General features: G+C 69.3%; 19 protein-coding genes. 15 read left to right on the top strand and 4 right to left on the bottom strand.

The genetic code is table 11. The features are described 5' to 3' along the window. The first annotated feature begins 25 nt into the window (after positions 1–25). Positions 26–976, top strand: coding sequence for a hypothetical protein (locus Q9R27_RS07615; protein ID WP_311251761.1), 951 nt, complete (start codon positions 26–28; stop codon positions 974–976). On the opposite strand, the gene Q9R27_RS07610 is transcribed toward Q9R27_RS07615, so the two are convergent. Beyond that, positions 954–2,252 (bottom strand): nicotinate phosphoribosyltransferase, encoded by a 1,299-nt coding sequence (locus Q9R27_RS07610; protein WP_311252014.1) that lies wholly within the window; start codon positions 2,250–2,252, stop codon positions 954–956. The two genes, Q9R27_RS07615 and Q9R27_RS07610, sit on opposite strands and share 23 nt — an antisense overlap. 47 nt (positions 2,253–2,299) lie before the next feature. Between Q9R27_RS07610 and clpS the strand changes: the two genes are divergently transcribed. From clpS to Q9R27_RS07595, 3 genes are read left to right on the top strand one after another with little or no spacing between them, the layout of a single operon-like run. Beyond that, positions 2,300–2,608 carry an ATP-dependent Clp protease adapter ClpS gene (gene clpS, locus Q9R27_RS07605; RefSeq protein WP_397219657.1) on the top strand — a complete coding sequence of 103 codons (309 nt, stop codon included), beginning with the start codon at positions 2,300–2,302 and terminating at the stop codon, positions 2,606–2,608. Further along, positions 2,605–3,189, top strand: coding sequence for a DUF2017 domain-containing protein (locus Q9R27_RS07600; RefSeq protein ID WP_311251760.1), 585 nt, complete (start codon positions 2,605–2,607; stop codon positions 3,187–3,189). The genes clpS and Q9R27_RS07600 overlap by 4 nt, the downstream gene beginning before the upstream one ends. A gap of 54 nt (positions 3,190–3,243) precedes the next feature. Then, positions 3,244–3,435, top strand: a complete 192-nt coding sequence (locus Q9R27_RS07595; protein ID WP_311251759.1) for a hypothetical protein — start codon at positions 3,244–3,246, stop codon at positions 3,433–3,435. A gap of 34 nt (positions 3,436–3,469) precedes the next feature. Here Q9R27_RS07595 and gdhA read toward each other — a convergent pair whose 3' ends face one another. Next, the gene (gdhA, locus tag Q9R27_RS07590) at positions 3,470–4,816 is read right to left on the bottom strand and encodes an NADP-specific glutamate dehydrogenase (protein ID WP_311251758.1); all 1,347 of its coding nucleotides are present in this window, start codon (positions 4,814–4,816) and stop codon (positions 3,470–3,472) included. A 157-nt stretch (positions 4,817–4,973) separates the two neighbouring features. Here gdhA and Q9R27_RS07585 point away from each other — a divergent pair, with 157 nt between their 5' ends. Genes Q9R27_RS07585 through Q9R27_RS07565 form a run of 5 tightly spaced genes read left to right on the top strand, consistent with a single transcriptional unit; the run spans position 4,974 to position 8,371 of the window. Then, positions 4,974–5,408, top strand: coding sequence for a M67 family metallopeptidase (locus tag Q9R27_RS07585; RefSeq protein ID WP_311251757.1), 435 nt, complete (start codon positions 4,974–4,976; stop codon positions 5,406–5,408). A gap of 56 nt (positions 5,409–5,464) precedes the next feature. Next, on the top strand, positions 5,465–5,776 hold the full coding sequence (locus Q9R27_RS07580; RefSeq protein WP_311251756.1) for a MoaD/ThiS family protein: 312 nt from the start codon (positions 5,465–5,467) through the stop codon (positions 5,774–5,776). 4 nt (positions 5,777–5,780) lie between these two features. Further along, the gene (locus tag Q9R27_RS07575; RefSeq protein WP_311251755.1) at positions 5,781–6,746 is read left to right on the top strand and encodes a pyridoxal-phosphate dependent enzyme; all 966 of its coding nucleotides are present in this window, start codon (positions 5,781–5,783) and stop codon (positions 6,744–6,746) included. A 54-nt stretch (positions 6,747–6,800) separates the two neighbouring features. Further along, positions 6,801–7,601 carry a glutamate racemase gene (gene murI, locus Q9R27_RS07570; RefSeq protein WP_311251754.1) on the top strand — a complete coding sequence of 267 codons (801 nt, stop codon included), beginning with the start codon at positions 6,801–6,803 and terminating at the stop codon, positions 7,599–7,601. Continuing rightward, complete coding sequence (locus tag Q9R27_RS07565) at positions 7,598–8,371, top strand: MBL fold metallo-hydrolase (RefSeq protein WP_311251753.1); 774 nt, start codon at positions 7,598–7,600, stop codon at positions 8,369–8,371. The genes murI and Q9R27_RS07565 overlap by 4 nt, the downstream gene beginning before the upstream one ends. 10 nt (positions 8,372–8,381) lie before the next feature. Here Q9R27_RS07565 and Q9R27_RS07560 read toward each other — a convergent pair whose 3' ends face one another. Both Q9R27_RS07560 and Q9R27_RS07555 read right to left on the bottom strand, forming a co-directional pair. After that, positions 8,382–9,032, bottom strand: a complete 651-nt coding sequence (locus tag Q9R27_RS07560) for a response regulator transcription factor (RefSeq protein WP_311251752.1) — start codon at positions 9,030–9,032, stop codon at positions 8,382–8,384. Then, complete coding sequence (locus Q9R27_RS07555) at positions 9,029–10,192, bottom strand: histidine kinase (RefSeq protein ID WP_311251751.1); 1,164 nt, start codon at positions 10,190–10,192, stop codon at positions 9,029–9,031. The genes Q9R27_RS07560 and Q9R27_RS07555 overlap by 4 nt, the downstream gene beginning before the upstream one ends. A 131-nt stretch (positions 10,193–10,323) precedes the next feature. On the opposite strand from Q9R27_RS07555, the gene Q9R27_RS07550 reads away from it, so the two are divergent. The 6 genes from Q9R27_RS07550 to Q9R27_RS07525 all read left to right on the top strand — a co-directional run bounded on the left by Q9R27_RS07550 (position 10,324) and on the right by Q9R27_RS07525 (position 14,303). Continuing rightward, positions 10,324–11,229 carry an ATP-binding cassette domain-containing protein gene (locus tag Q9R27_RS07550; protein WP_311251750.1) on the top strand — a complete coding sequence of 302 codons (906 nt, stop codon included), beginning with the start codon at positions 10,324–10,326 and terminating at the stop codon, positions 11,227–11,229. Continuing rightward, a complete protein-coding gene (locus Q9R27_RS07545) occupies positions 11,229–12,017 on the top strand; it encodes an ABC transporter permease (protein WP_311251749.1) in 789 nt (262 codons plus the stop codon). Before Q9R27_RS07550 ends, Q9R27_RS07545 begins: the two co-directional genes overlap by 1 nt. A gap of 151 nt (positions 12,018–12,168) precedes the next feature. Further along, the gene (locus Q9R27_RS07540; RefSeq protein ID WP_311251748.1) at positions 12,169–12,501 is read left to right on the top strand and encodes a GDSL-type esterase/lipase family protein; all 333 of its coding nucleotides are present in this window, start codon (positions 12,169–12,171) and stop codon (positions 12,499–12,501) included. Beyond that, a complete protein-coding gene (locus Q9R27_RS07535; protein ID WP_311251747.1) occupies positions 12,501–12,983 on the top strand; it encodes a hypothetical protein in 483 nt (160 codons plus the stop codon). Before Q9R27_RS07540 ends, Q9R27_RS07535 begins: the two co-directional genes overlap by 1 nt. Then, on the top strand, positions 12,980–13,690 hold the full coding sequence (gene rph, locus Q9R27_RS07530; protein ID WP_311251746.1) for a ribonuclease PH: 711 nt from the start codon (positions 12,980–12,982) through the stop codon (positions 13,688–13,690). Before Q9R27_RS07535 ends, rph begins: the two co-directional genes overlap by 4 nt. Before the next feature lie 40 nt (positions 13,691–13,730). Then, a complete protein-coding gene (locus Q9R27_RS07525; RefSeq protein ID WP_397219661.1) occupies positions 13,731–14,303 on the top strand; it encodes a non-canonical purine NTP pyrophosphatase in 573 nt (190 codons plus the stop codon). Positions 14,304–14,314 lie beyond the last annotated feature (11 nt).

Raw genomic sequence — 14,314 nt, 5'->3', positions numbered from 1 at the left:
CGTGGGCAGCGGGCAGCCTGTGGGCATGGAGTCCGAGGTGCTGGTGACCGCGCGGGGCCAGTACGTCGCGGACGACTGGCTCCCGGTGACCCGCGGCGTACGTCGACACGCGCAGGCCCCAGATGCCTTCGCCGCGACCCTGGCAGCCTGGCTCGCAGTGCTGCCGTCGGGCGCCTGCTTCACCCACCTCACCGCCGCCCGGTTGCACGGATGGTGGCTGCCACCGCTTCCCGACGACCTCCCTGTTTTCGTCGCCCTGCCGCCCGGTTCCCATCGGGTACGCCGTCCAGGACTGGTGACCCTGAGGCGGAAGGAGCCCACAACGCCGGAGTGGATGGGTGGCCTCCCGGTCGAGCCGGCGATGACGATCCTGGCGACGTGTGCGCGGGACCTCGGTGTGCTCGACCTGGTCTGCCTGGTGGATGCTGCGCTGGCGACGGGCCAGATGGATCCGGCGGTGCTGGGTGGCGCCGGGGTGCGCGGTGCCAGGGGAGTGTCTCGCCTGCGCCGCGCCATCGAGCTGAGCGATCCGCGGGCGGAGTCGATCTATGAGGTGCTGCTCCGGGTCTTGCACGTGGTCTGCGAGGTGCCGGTCGAGCCACAGTTCGAGGTGCGGGACGAGGCGGGGGGAGTCGTGGCCCGCGGCGACCTGCACCTGATCGGGACACGGACGCTGCACGAGTACGACGGGGGCGAGCACCTGACCCGGCCCGGGCAGCGCAAGGACCTCAAGCGGGACCGGCGACTGGGGCACGTGGGCTGGAGCCGTCGTGGTTACACCCGCGAGGACGTCCTCTTCCAGGCTCCCACCATCCTCAGGGATGCGGATGCGAGCATCGGACGTGACCATGAGCCGAGCCGGATTCGCGCCTGGCATGCGCTGATGCGGGAGTCACTGTTCACCCCGGCAGGAACGGCTCGGCTGGCGGAGACGTTGGGGCTGGGCGGCCGGCTCACACGTGCAGCGTCTCGATGACCGGTTCACCCCGGGAGAGCATCTGCGCGGCGAGGGGGAGTTCGGCGCGCGCAGCCTGGTGCCGCTCCCGCGCCGCGGCCAGGGGTTCGCGCCCGACGACCTCGCCGCCGCGGACCAGGGGCACCAGCAGGGAGCGGTCGTTGCCGTCATTGACCGGTGCTTCGCCGACGCCGACCACCTCGGCCTCGGCCACGCCCCGGGCGTCGAGGCGGCGCAGCGCATACTTGCGCCCACCGATGGACGCCTTGTCCTTGCTCTTCTTGGCCACCGAGACCATGGTGCCGTCCTCGCCCTCGCGGGCCACCAGCTTGTAGACGAAGCCGCAGGTGGGGTGTCCGCTGCCGGTGACCAGCTGGGTGCCCACGCCGTACCCGTCGACCGGCGCCGCCTTCAAGGAGGCGATCGCGTGTTCGTCCAGGTCGCTGGTCACGATGATCCGGGTCCCGGTGGCGCCCAGCGAGTCGAGCTCGGCACGGACCTGGTGGGCCAGCACGCCGAGGTCGCCGGAGTCGATCCGCACCGCACCCAGGTCGGTCCCGGCCACCTCCACGCCGAGCCGCACCGCCTCGGCGATGTCATAGGTGTCGACGAGCAACGACGTACCGGCGCCCAATGAGGTGACCTGGGCGCGGAAGGCCTCCTCCTCGGTGTCGTGGAGCAGCGTGAAGCTGTGGGCCGACGTGCCGGCCGTGGGTACGCCGTACCGCTCGCGGGCGGCCAGGTTGGAGGTGGTGTCGAAGCCAGCGATCCACGCCGCCCGGGCGGCCGCCACCGCAGCGAGTTCGTGGGTGCGCCGGGAGCCCATCTCGATGCAGGGCCGGTCGCCGGCGGCCATCGTCATCCGCGAAGCAGCCGAGGCGATCGCCGAGTCGTGGTTGTAGATCGAGAGCAGGAGCGTCTCCAGCATTACGGCCTCGGCGAAGGTCCCCTCGACCACCACCAGGGGGGAGTAGGGGAAGTAGACCTCGCCCTCCGGATAGCCCCAGATGTCGCCGGTGAAGCGGAAGTCCGCGAGCCAGGCCAGGGTCGCCTCGTCCACCACCCCGCCGGTGCGCAGGGTCTCGAGTTCGACGTCGGTAAACCGGAACCGCTCGAAGGAGTCGAGGGCGCGCCCCACCCCGGCGACCACGCCATAACGGCGCCCGGTGGGCAGCCGGCGGGGGAAGAGTTCGAAGACCGAGCGACGATGCGCCGCTCCCGAGGCCAGGGTCGCCTGCACCATGGTCAGTTCGTAGTGGTCGGTGAAGAGGGCAGTGGAGGGCGCATGCGCGGACACGTTCACGCAGACACTGTTGCAGATCCGCCATGTGTCACGATGGAGACGTGTCCACAGCAAGCCCGGTGCACGCCGATCCCTCCGTTGACGAGTCGGTGATGCCAGACGAGATCACCTTCCTCGCCAAGCCGTGGGTGACCATCGTGTGGAACGACCCGGTGAACCTGATGTCCTATGTCACCTATGTCTTCGGCAAGCACTTCGGCTATGACCGCAAGAAGTGCGAGAAGCTGATGCTCGAGGTGCACAACGACGGCCGCTCGGCGGTCTCCACTGGCACCCGCGAGGAGATGGAGCGCGACGTGCAGGCGATGCATGAGTACGGACTGTGGGCGACCATGGAGAGGGCGACGTGACCGGTTTTGCCCGCCACACCCGCAGCCGGCGCGTGATCGCCAGTTTCACCGGGTTCGAGGCCGACCTGCTCCGCTCGCTGGCCTCGCAACTGGTCGAACTGCTGCGCAACGAGGCCGCGGTGCCGGCCGAGGACAAGGATCCGTTTGAGGCATTGATGGACTTCTCGGGGCCGACCACGGCGCCGGAGGATCCGGTGCTGGCACGCCTCTTCCCCACGGCGTACGCCGATGACGAGGAGGCGGCGGCCGAGTTTCGCCGCTTCACCGAGGGGTCATTGCGCGACGGCAAGGCGCGGGCCGCGATCGCGATCATCGATGGGCTGGAGGAGGCCGGGCTTCCGCCGGAACTGACCGAGGGTGGCCTCCACTTCGACATCGAACTCGACGAGTCGACGGCCGAGACGTGGATGCGCTCGTTCACCGACCTGCGCCTGGCCCTGGCCACCCGCCTCGGCGTGGAGGAGGGTGACGAGGAGTTCTGGCACCGGTTGCCCGACGAAGACCCGCGCGCCCAGGCGCACGACATCTATGAGTGGGTCGGCTATCTGCAGGAGACCCTGGTCCACGCCCTGATGGAGTGACACGAACGCTCACTCGTTGATGCGCGAAAGCTCAATCGTTGACGCCAGATGGCGATGGACGCCCATGAGGAGATCGACCAGTTCGTCGAGACCAATGCCCGCGGCTGGCGGAGTACGACGCACCTGGGGCGGGAGGGTCACAAGGTCGTGACAGTGACCCACCCGTCCCGTGCGGACTGGCGCAACCCGGCAGCGGATGTCTCGCCGCTCGTCGCCCGCGCCCTCGAGCCGGACATCAACGATTGAGCTTTCGCGCATCAACCATTGAGCGTTCGTGGGATCAGATGACGCCCAGGGCCAGCATTGCGTCGGAGACCTGGATGAAGCTGGTGATGTTGGCGCCGGCGACGTAGTTTCCGGGCTGGCCGTACTTGTCGGCGGCCTCGGCGCAGCGGGCGTGCACGTCGCACATGATCTGGTCCAGGCGCTGCTCGGTGTGGTCGAAGTGCCACGAGTCGCGCGAGGCGTTCTGCTGCATCTCCAGGGCGCTGGTGGCGACACCACCGGCGTTGGCGGCCTTGCCGGGCGCGAAGAGCACGTTGTTGTCGCTCAAGATCGAGACGGCCTCGGGGGTGCACGGCATGTTGGCGCCCTCGGCCACGGCGATCACGCCGTTGGCGACCAGGGTCTTGGCGTGGGTCCCGTCCAGTTCGTTCTGGGTGGCGCAGGGGAGTGCGATCTCGGCCGGGACGTCCCACACCGAGCCCTCGGTGTGGTGCACGGCGCCGGGGCGCTGGTCGGCGTAGTCGGTCAGGCGGCCGCGCTCGACCTCCTTGATCTGCTTGAGCAGGTCGAGGTCCAGGCCGGCCTCGTCGACGACGTACCCGCCGGAGTCCGAGCAGGCCACGACGGTCGCGCCGAGCTGCTGCGCCTTCTCGGCGGCATAGATCGCCACGTTGCCGGAGCCGGAGACGATCACCCGGCGACCGGACATGGAGAGCCCGCGGGTGGCGAGCATCTCGCGGGTGAAGAAGACGGTGCCGTAGCCGGTCGCCTCGGTGCGGACCAGCGAGCCGCCCCAGCCGATGCCCTTGCCGGTGAGTACGCCGGACTCATAGCGGTTGGTGATCCGCTTGTACTGCCCGAAGAGGTAGCCGATCTCGCGGCCACCGACACCGATGTCACCGGCCGGCACGTCGGTGTATTCACCAATGTGGCGGTAGAGCTCGGTCATGAACGACTGGCAGAAGCGCATCACCTCGGCGTCGCTGCGGCCCTTCGGGTCGAAGTCCGAGCCGCCCTTGCCGCCGCCGATCGGCATGCCGGTCAGCGCGTTCTTGAAGATCTGCTCGAAGCCGAGGAACTTCACGATGCCCAGGTTCACCGTCGGGTGGAAGCGCAGGCCGCCTTTGTACGGGCCGAGTGCGGAGTTGAACTCGACGCGGAAGCCACGGTTGATGCGGACGTTGCCCTCGTCATCGGTCCACGGCACGCGGAACATGACCTGGCGCTCGGGCTCGCACAGGCGCTCGATGATGGAGCTCTCGACGTACTGCGGGTGGCGGGCCACGACCGGGTTCAGGGTGTCGAGGACCTCGCGCACTGCCTGGTGGAATTCGGCCTCGCCGGGGTTGCGGTCGAGGACGCTCGAGAAGACGCGCGCAAGGGCGGGATCAAGTTCAGCCATGGGTGCAGAGTACGTCCATTCGTGCGGTTGTGAGGATTTGGCGGCCCTCCATGAGACGAGACGGGGCCGTCCGAAGAGTGGATTCTGCTCGCTCGCAGGGTGGTCCGTCCAGTGGGCGAATGTCCGGGATCCGGACGCCCTCACCTAGGCTGGGGGCGTGCTGAACATCGACCGAGCGACGTACGACGGCATCGTCGCGCACGCCAAGCGGGACCACCCGGACGAGGCGTGCGGCATCGTTGCCGGCCCCGAGGGGAGCGACCGTCCCGAGCGCCTGGTGGAGATGGTCAACGCGGCCGGCAGCCCCACCTTCTACGAGTTCGACAGCACCGAGTTGCTCGAGCTCTACAAGGAGATGTGGGACCGCGACGAGGAGCCGGTTGTGATCTATCACTCACACACCGCCACCGAGGCCTACCCGAGCCGCACCGACATCGGGCTGGCCAGTGAGCCGAATGCCCACTACGTGCTGGTCTCCACCCGCGACTGCTTCGACGAGGCGGGAGGGAATAACGACGGCCCGGTGGAGTTCAGGTCCTACAGGATCGTCGACGGCGAGGTGACCGAGGAAGAGGTCACCATCGTCGACTGAGACGCCCCGCCCACGACGCGAACAACCCCAACGACGTACACACTGAGGAGAGCCCCATGGCCATCGAGGTCCGGATCCCGACCATCCTGCGCACCTACACCAACGGCGAGAAGGCCGTCACCGCCCAGGGCGAGACCCTGTCCGCGCTGATCGACGACCTCGACGCCAACCACCCCGGCATCGCCGAGCGCCTCCTGGACGCGAAGGAGGACGGCAGCAACGACCTGCGCCGCTTCGTCAACGTCTACATCAACGACGAGGACGTCCGCTTCATCGGCGGCCTCGACGCGTCGCTCTCCGACGGTGACCAGGTCGTCGTGCTCCCCGCCGTGGCCGGCGGTTCGGCCGCAGCCCTGACGGTGCGCTGAGGGCATGGCCCGGTTCGACGACCTCCTCTCCTCGGTCGGCGGTACGCCGCTGGTCGGGCTGCCGCGCCTCTCCCCGGGGCGCCAGGCCGACGGCACCGAGGTCCGGATCTGGGCCAAGCTGGAGGACCGCAACCCGACCGGGTCGATCAAGGACCGCCCGGCGCTGCGGATGATCGAGCAGGCCGAGCGCGACGGACTGCTGCGCCCCGGGTGCACCATCCTGGAGCCGACCTCGGGCAACACCGGGATCTCGCTGGCGATGGCGGCCAAGCTGAAGGGCTACCGCCTGGTCTGCGTGATGCCGGAGAACACCTCGGAGGAGCGGCGGCTGCTGCTGCGGATGTGGGGCGCCGAGATCTACTCCTCGCCCGCGGCCGGCGGGTCCAACGAGGCGGTCCGCGTCGCCAAGCAGATGGCCGCCGAGCACCCCGACTGGGTGATGCTCTACCAGTACGGCAACGCCGCCAACGCCCTGGCCCACGAGGAGGGGACCGGCCCGGAGATCCTGGCCGACCTGCCCACCATCACCCACTTCGTGGCGGGCCTGGGCACCACCGGCACCCTGATGGGGGTCAGCCGCTTCTTCCGCCGCGCGAAGCCCGAGGTCCGGATCGTCGCCGCCGAGCCGCGCTACGGCGAGCTGGTCTATGGCCTGCGCAACCTCGACGAGGGTTTCGTCCCGGAGTTGTACGACGCCGAGCTGATCGACTCCCGCTTCTCGGTCGGCCCGCGTGACGCCGTACGCCGGGTCCGTGAACTGCTCGAACTGGAAGGCATCTTCGCCGGCATCTCCACCGGCGCGATCCTGCACGCCGCGATCGGCCAGGCCGCCAAGGCGGTCAAGGCTGGCGAATCCGCTGACATCGCCTTCGTGGTCGCCGACGCCGGCTGGAAATACCTCTCCACCGGCGCCTACGAGGGCACCATCGACGAGGCCGAGGACCGCCTCGAGGGCCAACTCTGGGCGTGACGTGAGTCTCGGGTGGCGGAAACCCCCCGGTCCTTGTGGCTAGATTGTCTCCCTATGGCGGGACGACCCATTGGCATCTTCGATTCGGGCTTCGGTGGACTCACCGTGGCCCGTTCGGTGATCGACCAGTTGCCCCACGAGTCGATCATCTACCTGGGCGACACGGCACGCGCGCCGTACGGCTCCAAGCGGATCGGTGAGGTCCGCGAATATGCGCTCGAATGCCTCGACCACCTCGTCGACCAGGGCGTCAAGGCGCTCGTCATCGCCTGCAACTCCGCCAGCGCGGCGATGCTGCGCGATGCCCGCGAGCGGTACGACGTACCCGTGGTCGAGGTGATCTATCCGGCCACCCGCCGCGCCGTGGCAGCGAGCCGCAGCGGCCGGATCGGCGTCATCTGCACCGCGGCCACGGCCGAGTCGATGGCCTATGACGACGCCTTCGCCGCGGCGCCGCAGGTCGACCTGCGCACCCGGGCCTGCCCGAAGTTCGTCGACTTCGTCGAGCAGGGGGTGACCAGCGGGCCGGAGTTGCTCGCCGCGGCCCATGACTACCTGGACCCGCTGATCGACGCCGACGTCGACACGCTCATCCTGGGATGCACCCACTATCCGCTCCTGACTGGTGTCATTTCCTATGTGATGGGAGACCGGGTGACCTTGGTGAGCAGCGCGGAGGAGTGCGCCAAGGACGTCTACAAGTTGCTGGTGCGCAGTGACCTGCTGCGCGAGGGCGGCGAGCCGACCTACACGTTCCTCACCACCGGGCAGCCGGGCGAGTTCGAGGCGATCGGACGCCGATTCCTCGGACCGGAACTGATGATGGCCGAGCAGTTCATGGCGGTGCACGGATGAAGCTCACCGTGATCGGTTGCTCGGGCTCCTACCCGGGCCCGGATTCGCCGGCCAGTTGCTACCTGGTCGAGGAGGAGTGGACCGACGAGGCGGGGGAGACCCGGACCTGGCGGATCCTGCTCGACCTCGGCAACGGCGCACTGGGCGAGCTGCACAACCACGCTGACCCGCTGGCCATCGACGGCGTCTTCCTGACCCACCTGCACGCCGACCACTTCATGGACCTGTGCGGCTATTACGTGCTGCGCAAATACCACCCCACCGGCGCCCAGCCGCAGATCCCGGTCTGGGGCCCGCCCGGCACAGCCGACCGGCTCGCGCTCTCCTATGACCTGCCGCTCGACCCGGGCATGCACGAGGAGTTCGACTTCCGCGACCACGGCCCCGAGCCGGTCACCTTCGGCCCGTTCACCATCGAGGCCGTCGAGGTGGTCCACCCGGTGCCGGCGTTCTCACTGCGGGTGCGCGCCGGCGGTCGCCTCTTGGTCTACACCGGCGACGCGGGTCCGTGCGCGGGCCTGGACCGCGCCGCAGCGGGCGCCGATCTGCTGCTGGCCGAGGCGGCGTTCTGCGACGGGGACGACAACCCCGAGGACCTGCACCTGACCGGTGTCGAGGTGGCCGAACTGGCGCTGCGCGCCGGCGCCGGCTCCCTGGTGCTCACCCACATCCCGCCGTGGCACGACAAGCAGGTCGCGTACGACGAGGCGAAGGGCCTGTGGTCCGGCCCGCTCGACCTGGCCCGCACCGGGGCGACGTACGACGTGTGAGGCGTCCGTTTCAGTCCAGTCCCGCGTCGTGCACGCAGATCGCGATCTGCACCCGGTTGGTCACCTCGAGCTTGTCGAAGAGGCGCGACACGTGCGCCTTGACGGTCGGTACCGAGAGGTAGAGCTCGGCGGCGATGTCGGAGTTGCTCAGGCCCTTGCCGACCGCTGAGGCGACCTCGCGTTCCCGCTCGGTCAACCGGGACAGGCGGGCCTTCGCCTGCGCCGCCCGGTCGTCGGGGGAGTCGTTGCGGACCTGGCGGATCAGGGTCGCGGTCACTGACGGCGAGAGCATCGGTTCACCATCGGCCACCTTGCGGATCGCGTCGACGATCTCGGCCGGTGCGGTGTCCTTGAGCAGGAACCCGTCGGCTCCGGCGGCCAGCGCCTCCAGCACGTAGTCGTCCGCGTCGAACGTGGTCAGCACGATCACCCGGGGCGGCTCGGCCATCGCATGGAGCTGGCGGGTCGCCTCGAGCCCGTTGAGCACCGGCATCCGGATGTCCATCAGCACCACGTCGGGGCGGTCCTTGCGTACGGCGGTGACCGCCTCGGCGCCGTCGGTGGCCTCACCGATCACGTCGATGTCCGGCTGGCCCCCGATCATCAGGCTCAGCGCGGAGCGGACCAAGGGGTCGTCGTCGACGATCAGGACGCGGATCACGGCGACCACGGTATCCACCCGTGCAAGACGAACATCGACCCGTCCTGGCGGTGCTCGAGCCGGCCCCCGACGAGTTCGGTCCGCTCGGCCAGGCCGATCAGGCCCAGGCCCGCACCGGGTGGCGAGACATGGGGACCGAAACCGAATGGGTTGCGGACCAGGACGTCGATGCCGTCATCGACGGTGCCGCTGATCTGGACGAAGACGGTGGTGCCAGCGGCGTGCTTGCGGGCGTTGGTGAGGCCCTCCTGGACGATCCGGAACAGGGTGCGCCCGGCCTGCTCGGGAACGGGCTCGTCCTCGGGCAGCGAGGTGCCGAAGTCGATGTTCATCCCGTTGGCGCGGGCCTCGGCGACCAGGGCGGCGATGTCGTCGTGGGTCGGCTGCGGCTTGTCCAGGAACTCCCCGGTGGTGGGGTCGCGGAGCACGCCGAGCACGGCGCGCAGGTCGGTCAGCGCCAGGTTCGCCTGCTCCTGGATCACCCCGGCGGACGTCCGCATCTGTGCGGCGGTGAGATCCTCTCGGAAGGCCAGGGCTCCGGCATGCATGGAGACCTGCGAGATCCGGTGGGCGAGCACGTCGTGCATCTCCCGCGCGATCCGTGCCCGCTCGTCCCCGCGAGCCTTGTCGGCGCGCAGGTCACGCTCGGCCTCGGCGCGCTCGGCGCGGTCGCGCAGCGTCCACAGGAGCTCGCGTCGCGATCCGATGAACATGCCCCAGCCCATGCAGGCGGAGATGACCACCACATTGATGGCGGTGTTGAGCCACAGCGGCACGTCCTCGTCGGTGGGCTGGTAGTAGAGGAGGACGAACGCCCCGGCCAGCTGGACCAGGCCGACGATGATCACGGTCCGCCACTTGCGCGTGGTGGCGGCCGAGACCGCTGCCAGGGTGGCCGGCCCGGCAGCCAGCACCGAGACGCCGGCCAGCAGCCCGGTGGCGCTGCCGATGGCGATCGGGTGGCGTCGCCGCAGGGGGAGGAGGGCGAAGGCAACCACGCCGAGGGCGATGTCGAGGACGAAGAGCAGGTCCTGGTTGCTCTCGCGCACGGTGAGGTACGCCGGCCACACGGCCAGCGAGATCAGCAGGCACACGACGTACCGCCAACTGCTGCCCCATCGGGTCAGCGGTGGTTGCGCAGGAACGTCAGGCGATGGCACCCGCCCAGCGTAGGTGTTCATCGGTCCCGGCCGGGCCCTTCCGGGGAATGCGGTGCCCCCTACTTTGGTCGCCCCGGTTCCATCCCGGCGACGGATGTACGCCGTGCCCCCGGGGCGGCAGGATGGTGGTCATGATCAAGGTCGAGAGCCTCACCAAGACGTACGGCGGATTCACCGCCGTCGACAATGTCAGCTTCGTGGCCCAGCCGGGCCGCGTCACCGGATTCCTCGGTCCGAACGGCGCTGGGAAGAGCACCAGCATGCGGATCATGGTCGGCCTCACCAAGGCAGACCGTGGCACCGTCACCGTGGGCGGCCACGACTACCTGGACATCCCCAACCCCGGGCGCCATGTCGGCGTCCTGCTGGACGCCTCGGCCCAGCACGCCGGGCGCACCGGGCGCGAAGTGCTGGCACTCAGCGCCTCCACCATGGGCCTGCCCTCGTCCCGCGTCGACGAGATGCTGGACCTGGTCTCCCTCACCGAGTCCGAGTCCAAGCGCCGGGTGAAGAACTACAGCCTCGGCATGCGCCAGCGCCTGGGCATCGCCAACGCACTGATGGGCGACCCACAGGTGCTGATCCTCGACGAGCCGGCCAACGGGCTTGACCCCGCGGGCATCCGGTGGATGCGCGGCCTGCTCAAGGGGTACGCCGAGCGCGGTGGGACCGTCCTGCTCTCCAGCCACCTGCTCCACGAGGTGCAGATGATCGCCGACGAACTGGTGATGATCGGCCGCGGCCAGATCGTCGCCCAGGGGACGCCAGCGGACCTGCTGCGCGAGAGCGGCACCTTCTTCCGCGCCGTGGAGTCCACCCAGCTGGTCGAGGCGCTCGCCGCCGCGGGCATCGAGGCATCGCCGGTGGCCGATGGCTATCGCACCGATGCCGAGGCCATCGAGGTCGGCAAGGTTGCCGCCGCGCACCAGATCACCCTGATCGAACTGAAGCTGGCCGATGGCGGCCTCGAGGACCTCTTCCTCGAGCTGACCGCGGAGACCCAGCGGGAGAGCTACCAGACCGGAGGCGCAGCCTGATGAGCACGCAGACCAACACCCTCGAACCGGGGATGATCGACATCTCGCAGAGCCGCCGGCCGTCGCTGCCGAAGCTGATCGGCGTGGAGGTCCGCAAGATGACCGACACACGTGCTGGCCTGTGGCTGCTGATCACCATCGGTGTGATCACAGTCCTGGCGAACACGCTCTTCCTGATCTTCGGCGACTCCGATGACCTCAAGTTCATGGCATTCCTCCAGTTTGCCGCGATGCCGCAAGGGATCCTGCTGCCGGTGCTGGCCGTGCTCCTGGTCACCCAGGAATGGGGTCAGCGCACCGGATTGGTGACCTTCTCGCTGGTGCCACACCGGAGCAAGGTCCTGGCGGCCAAGCTGATCGCTGCGGTCCTCTTCGTGCTGGCTGCCTTCGTTGTTGCGGTCGTGGTTGCGCTGGTGCTGACCCCCATTGCCGGTGCACCAGACCCGTGGGAGTACGTGACGGCGCCCTACATGGCACGGATCGTCCTCGCCATGGTGCTCGGTGCGCTGTGGGGCTACGCCTTCGGTGTGGCGCTGCTGAACAGCGCCTTTGCCATCGTTGCCTACTTCGCGGTGCCGACCGTGGTCAGCATCGTCACCGAGATCTGGAAGTCGATGCAGGAGAACCTGCTCTGGTTCGACCTGAGCACCTCCTCGTCCTGGCTCTTTGACCCGACCAGGAGCTTGAGCGGGGAGCAGTGGGCGCAGATCGGCACCGGCGTCCTGATCTGGATCGTGTTGCCGATGGTGATCGGTTGGTTCCGGGTCAACCGGATGGAGATCAAGTAGCCCTCGGCAGCGATGGCCGGCTACCCGGAATTCCGGGTGGCCGGCCATCTGCATCTGCTCGTAGTGGCGGCAGCGGGAGTGTTCACGCAACGTTGCCGGACACGACACCACGGCGAGGGCGCGGCGTACCGGCCCCCGGGAGTCTGAGGCCATGCGGTCCTATGTGCGGTTCGCGGCACTCGGCGATTCGGCCACGCACGGCATCGGGGACCGGGTCCCCGGCGGGTGGCGTGGCTGGGCCCGGCTGCTGGCCGATGCCATGGCGTCAGGGCATGACGTCTCCTTCTGCAACCTGGCCGTCCCCGGCGCCACCGCCACCGATGTGCACCAGCACCAGCTGGCCGACGCGGTGGCGCACCAGCCTGACATCGTCTCGCTGGTGGTGGGACTCAACGACACCATGCGCTCGACCTGGGACCCGCCCCGGATGCGCGCAGAGCTGCTCGAATCCGCCGAGGTGCTGCATCGCCAGGGGCCCTGCTAATGACGGCCCGCTTCCACGACCACGGTGAGATCCTGGGCCTGCCCGGGAAGCTGCGGCGGCCGTTGCGCCGACGGCTCGAGGTCGTCAACGCGATCCAGGACGAGATCCATGCGACGTACGGCGGGGTCTGCGTCGACCTGGCCAGCCGACCAGAGATCCACCAGCGCGCGTTCTGGTCGGTCGACCGGCTGCATCCCTCCGAGCTGGGCCACCGCGCCCTGGCCCGGGCCTTCGGTGCAGAACTCCTGGCTCGCGGCTTCACGTTCGACCTGCCCGCGCCGGAGAGTGACGGACACTTCTCGCCTAATTGGCGCACCGACCTGGTCTGGATGGTCACCGAGGGTGCCCCCTGGGTGGGCCGCCGGGCACGCGACCTGGGGCCGTGGGCGATCCGGGTGGCCCTCACCGAGACCCGGGCCGTTCGCGCCCCCCGAAGCGCGGCGACAGGTGAGCGGGGCCGGGCGGTAGTGTCCGCGTCATGACTACACGAGCCGACGGCCGCGCTGACGACGAACTCCGCCCGATCACGATCACCCGCAACTGGCTGGACCACCCCGCCGGCTCGGTGCTGGTGGAGTTCGGCCGGACCCGCGTGCTCTGTGCGGCGTCCGCCTCCGAAGGCGTGCCGCGCTGGCGCAAGGGCTCGGGCCTGGGCTGGGTGACCGCCGAATATGCGATGCTGCCGGCCGCCACCAACACCCGCTCCGACCGCGAGTCGGTCAAGGGGCGGATCGGTGGCCGCACGCACGAGATCTCCCGGCTGATCGGGCGCTCGCTTCGCGCGGTGATCGACTACCAGGCCCTCGGCGAGAACACGATCCAGCTCGACTGCGACGTACTCCAGGCCGACGGCGGCACCCGCACCGCCGCCATCACCGGGGCGTACGTCGCCCTGGCCGACGCCTGTGCGCACCTGGGCGTGCAGTCCGCCCTGACCGGCTCGGTGGCGGCGGTCAGCGTCGGCATCATCGACGGCTCCCCGCGCCTGGACCTCCCGTATGAGGAGGACGTGCGCGCCGAGACCGACATGAACATCGTGATGACCGGGACCGGCTCCTTCATCGAGGTGCAGGGCACCGCAGAGGGGGCGCCCTTCGACCGCGCCGAGCTCGACGCCCTGCTCGGCCTGGGAGAGAAGGGCTGCGCTGATCTGACCCGGATCCAGCAGGAGGCCCTGGCCCGTGCCTGAGCTCTTCCTCGCCTCGCGCAACGCGAAGAAGCTCGCGGAGATGGAGCGGATCCTGGCTCCGTTGGTGCCGCAGGTGCGGGTGTTGGGGCTCGATGACGTTGCGGCGTACGACGAACCGGTCGAGGACCAGCCCGACTTCGCCGGCAATGCATTGCTCAAGGCCCGCGCCGGTGTCGCGGCCACCGGGTTGCCGTCGGTGGCCGACGACTCGGGGCTCTGCGTGGATGCCCTCAACGGCATGCCCGGGGTGCTCTCGGCGCGGTGGTCGGGTCCGCCCAAGGACGACGCGCGCAACAACCGCCTCCTCCTGGACCAGATGGCCGATGTGCCGGACGAGCGGCGCGGCGCCCACTTCCGGTGTGCGGTGGCGTTCTGCCACCCGGGGCCCGACGGGACGGTCGTCGAGCAGGTGGTGGCCGGTCGGATGGACGGGCGGATCCTGCACGAGGTGCGTGGCAGTGGTGGCTTCGGCTATGACGTCCTCTTCGCGGCCGAGGGGTACGACGTGACCACTGCAGAGCTCTCGCGCAAGGAGAAGGACGCGATCTCGCACCGGGGCAAGGCGCTGCGCGAACTGGCTCCGCTGGTTGCCGGCTTCTTCGCCGCTGGTTGAGGGGTGCCTAG

Origin of the sequence: Nocardioides sp. AE5 (assembly GCF_031844485.1) — a bacterium.
GTDB lineage: Bacteria > Actinomycetota > Actinomycetes > Propionibacteriales > Nocardioidaceae > Nocardioides.
The sequence above is the reverse complement of the archived record's forward strand: the minus strand, read 5'-3'. Positions and strand labels throughout refer to the sequence as shown.

Coding starts and splice junctions, on each gene's coding strand:
- Q9R27_RS07615 (WP_311251761.1), top strand. CDS start 26: ATGGAGTCCGAGGTGCTGGTGACCGCGCGGGGCCAGTACGTCGCGGAC.
- Q9R27_RS07595 (WP_311251759.1), top strand. CDS start 3,244: ATGGACGCCCATGAGGAGATCGACCAGTTCGTCGAGACCAATGCCCGC.
- gdhA (WP_311251758.1), bottom strand. CDS start 4,816: ATGGCTGAACTTGATCCCGCCCTTGCGCGCGTCTTCTCGAGCGTCCTC.
- Q9R27_RS07580 (WP_311251756.1), top strand. CDS start 5,465: ATGGCCATCGAGGTCCGGATCCCGACCATCCTGCGCACCTACACCAAC.
- Q9R27_RS07575 (WP_311251755.1), top strand. CDS start 5,781: ATGGCCCGGTTCGACGACCTCCTCTCCTCGGTCGGCGGTACGCCGCTG.
- murI (WP_311251754.1), top strand. CDS start 6,801: ATGGCGGGACGACCCATTGGCATCTTCGATTCGGGCTTCGGTGGACTC.
- Q9R27_RS07565 (WP_311251753.1), top strand. CDS start 7,598: ATGAAGCTCACCGTGATCGGTTGCTCGGGCTCCTACCCGGGCCCGGAT.
- Q9R27_RS07550 (WP_311251750.1), top strand. CDS start 10,324: ATGATCAAGGTCGAGAGCCTCACCAAGACGTACGGCGGATTCACCGCC.
- Q9R27_RS07545 (WP_311251749.1), top strand. CDS start 11,229: ATGAGCACGCAGACCAACACCCTCGAACCGGGGATGATCGACATCTCG.
- Q9R27_RS07540 (WP_311251748.1), top strand. CDS start 12,169: ATGCGGTCCTATGTGCGGTTCGCGGCACTCGGCGATTCGGCCACGCAC.
- Q9R27_RS07535 (WP_311251747.1), top strand. CDS start 12,501: ATGACGGCCCGCTTCCACGACCACGGTGAGATCCTGGGCCTGCCCGGG.
- rph (WP_311251746.1), top strand. CDS start 12,980: ATGACTACACGAGCCGACGGCCGCGCTGACGACGAACTCCGCCCGATC.
- Q9R27_RS07525 (WP_397219661.1), top strand. CDS start 13,731: ATGGAGCGGATCCTGGCTCCGTTGGTGCCGCAGGTGCGGGTGTTGGGG.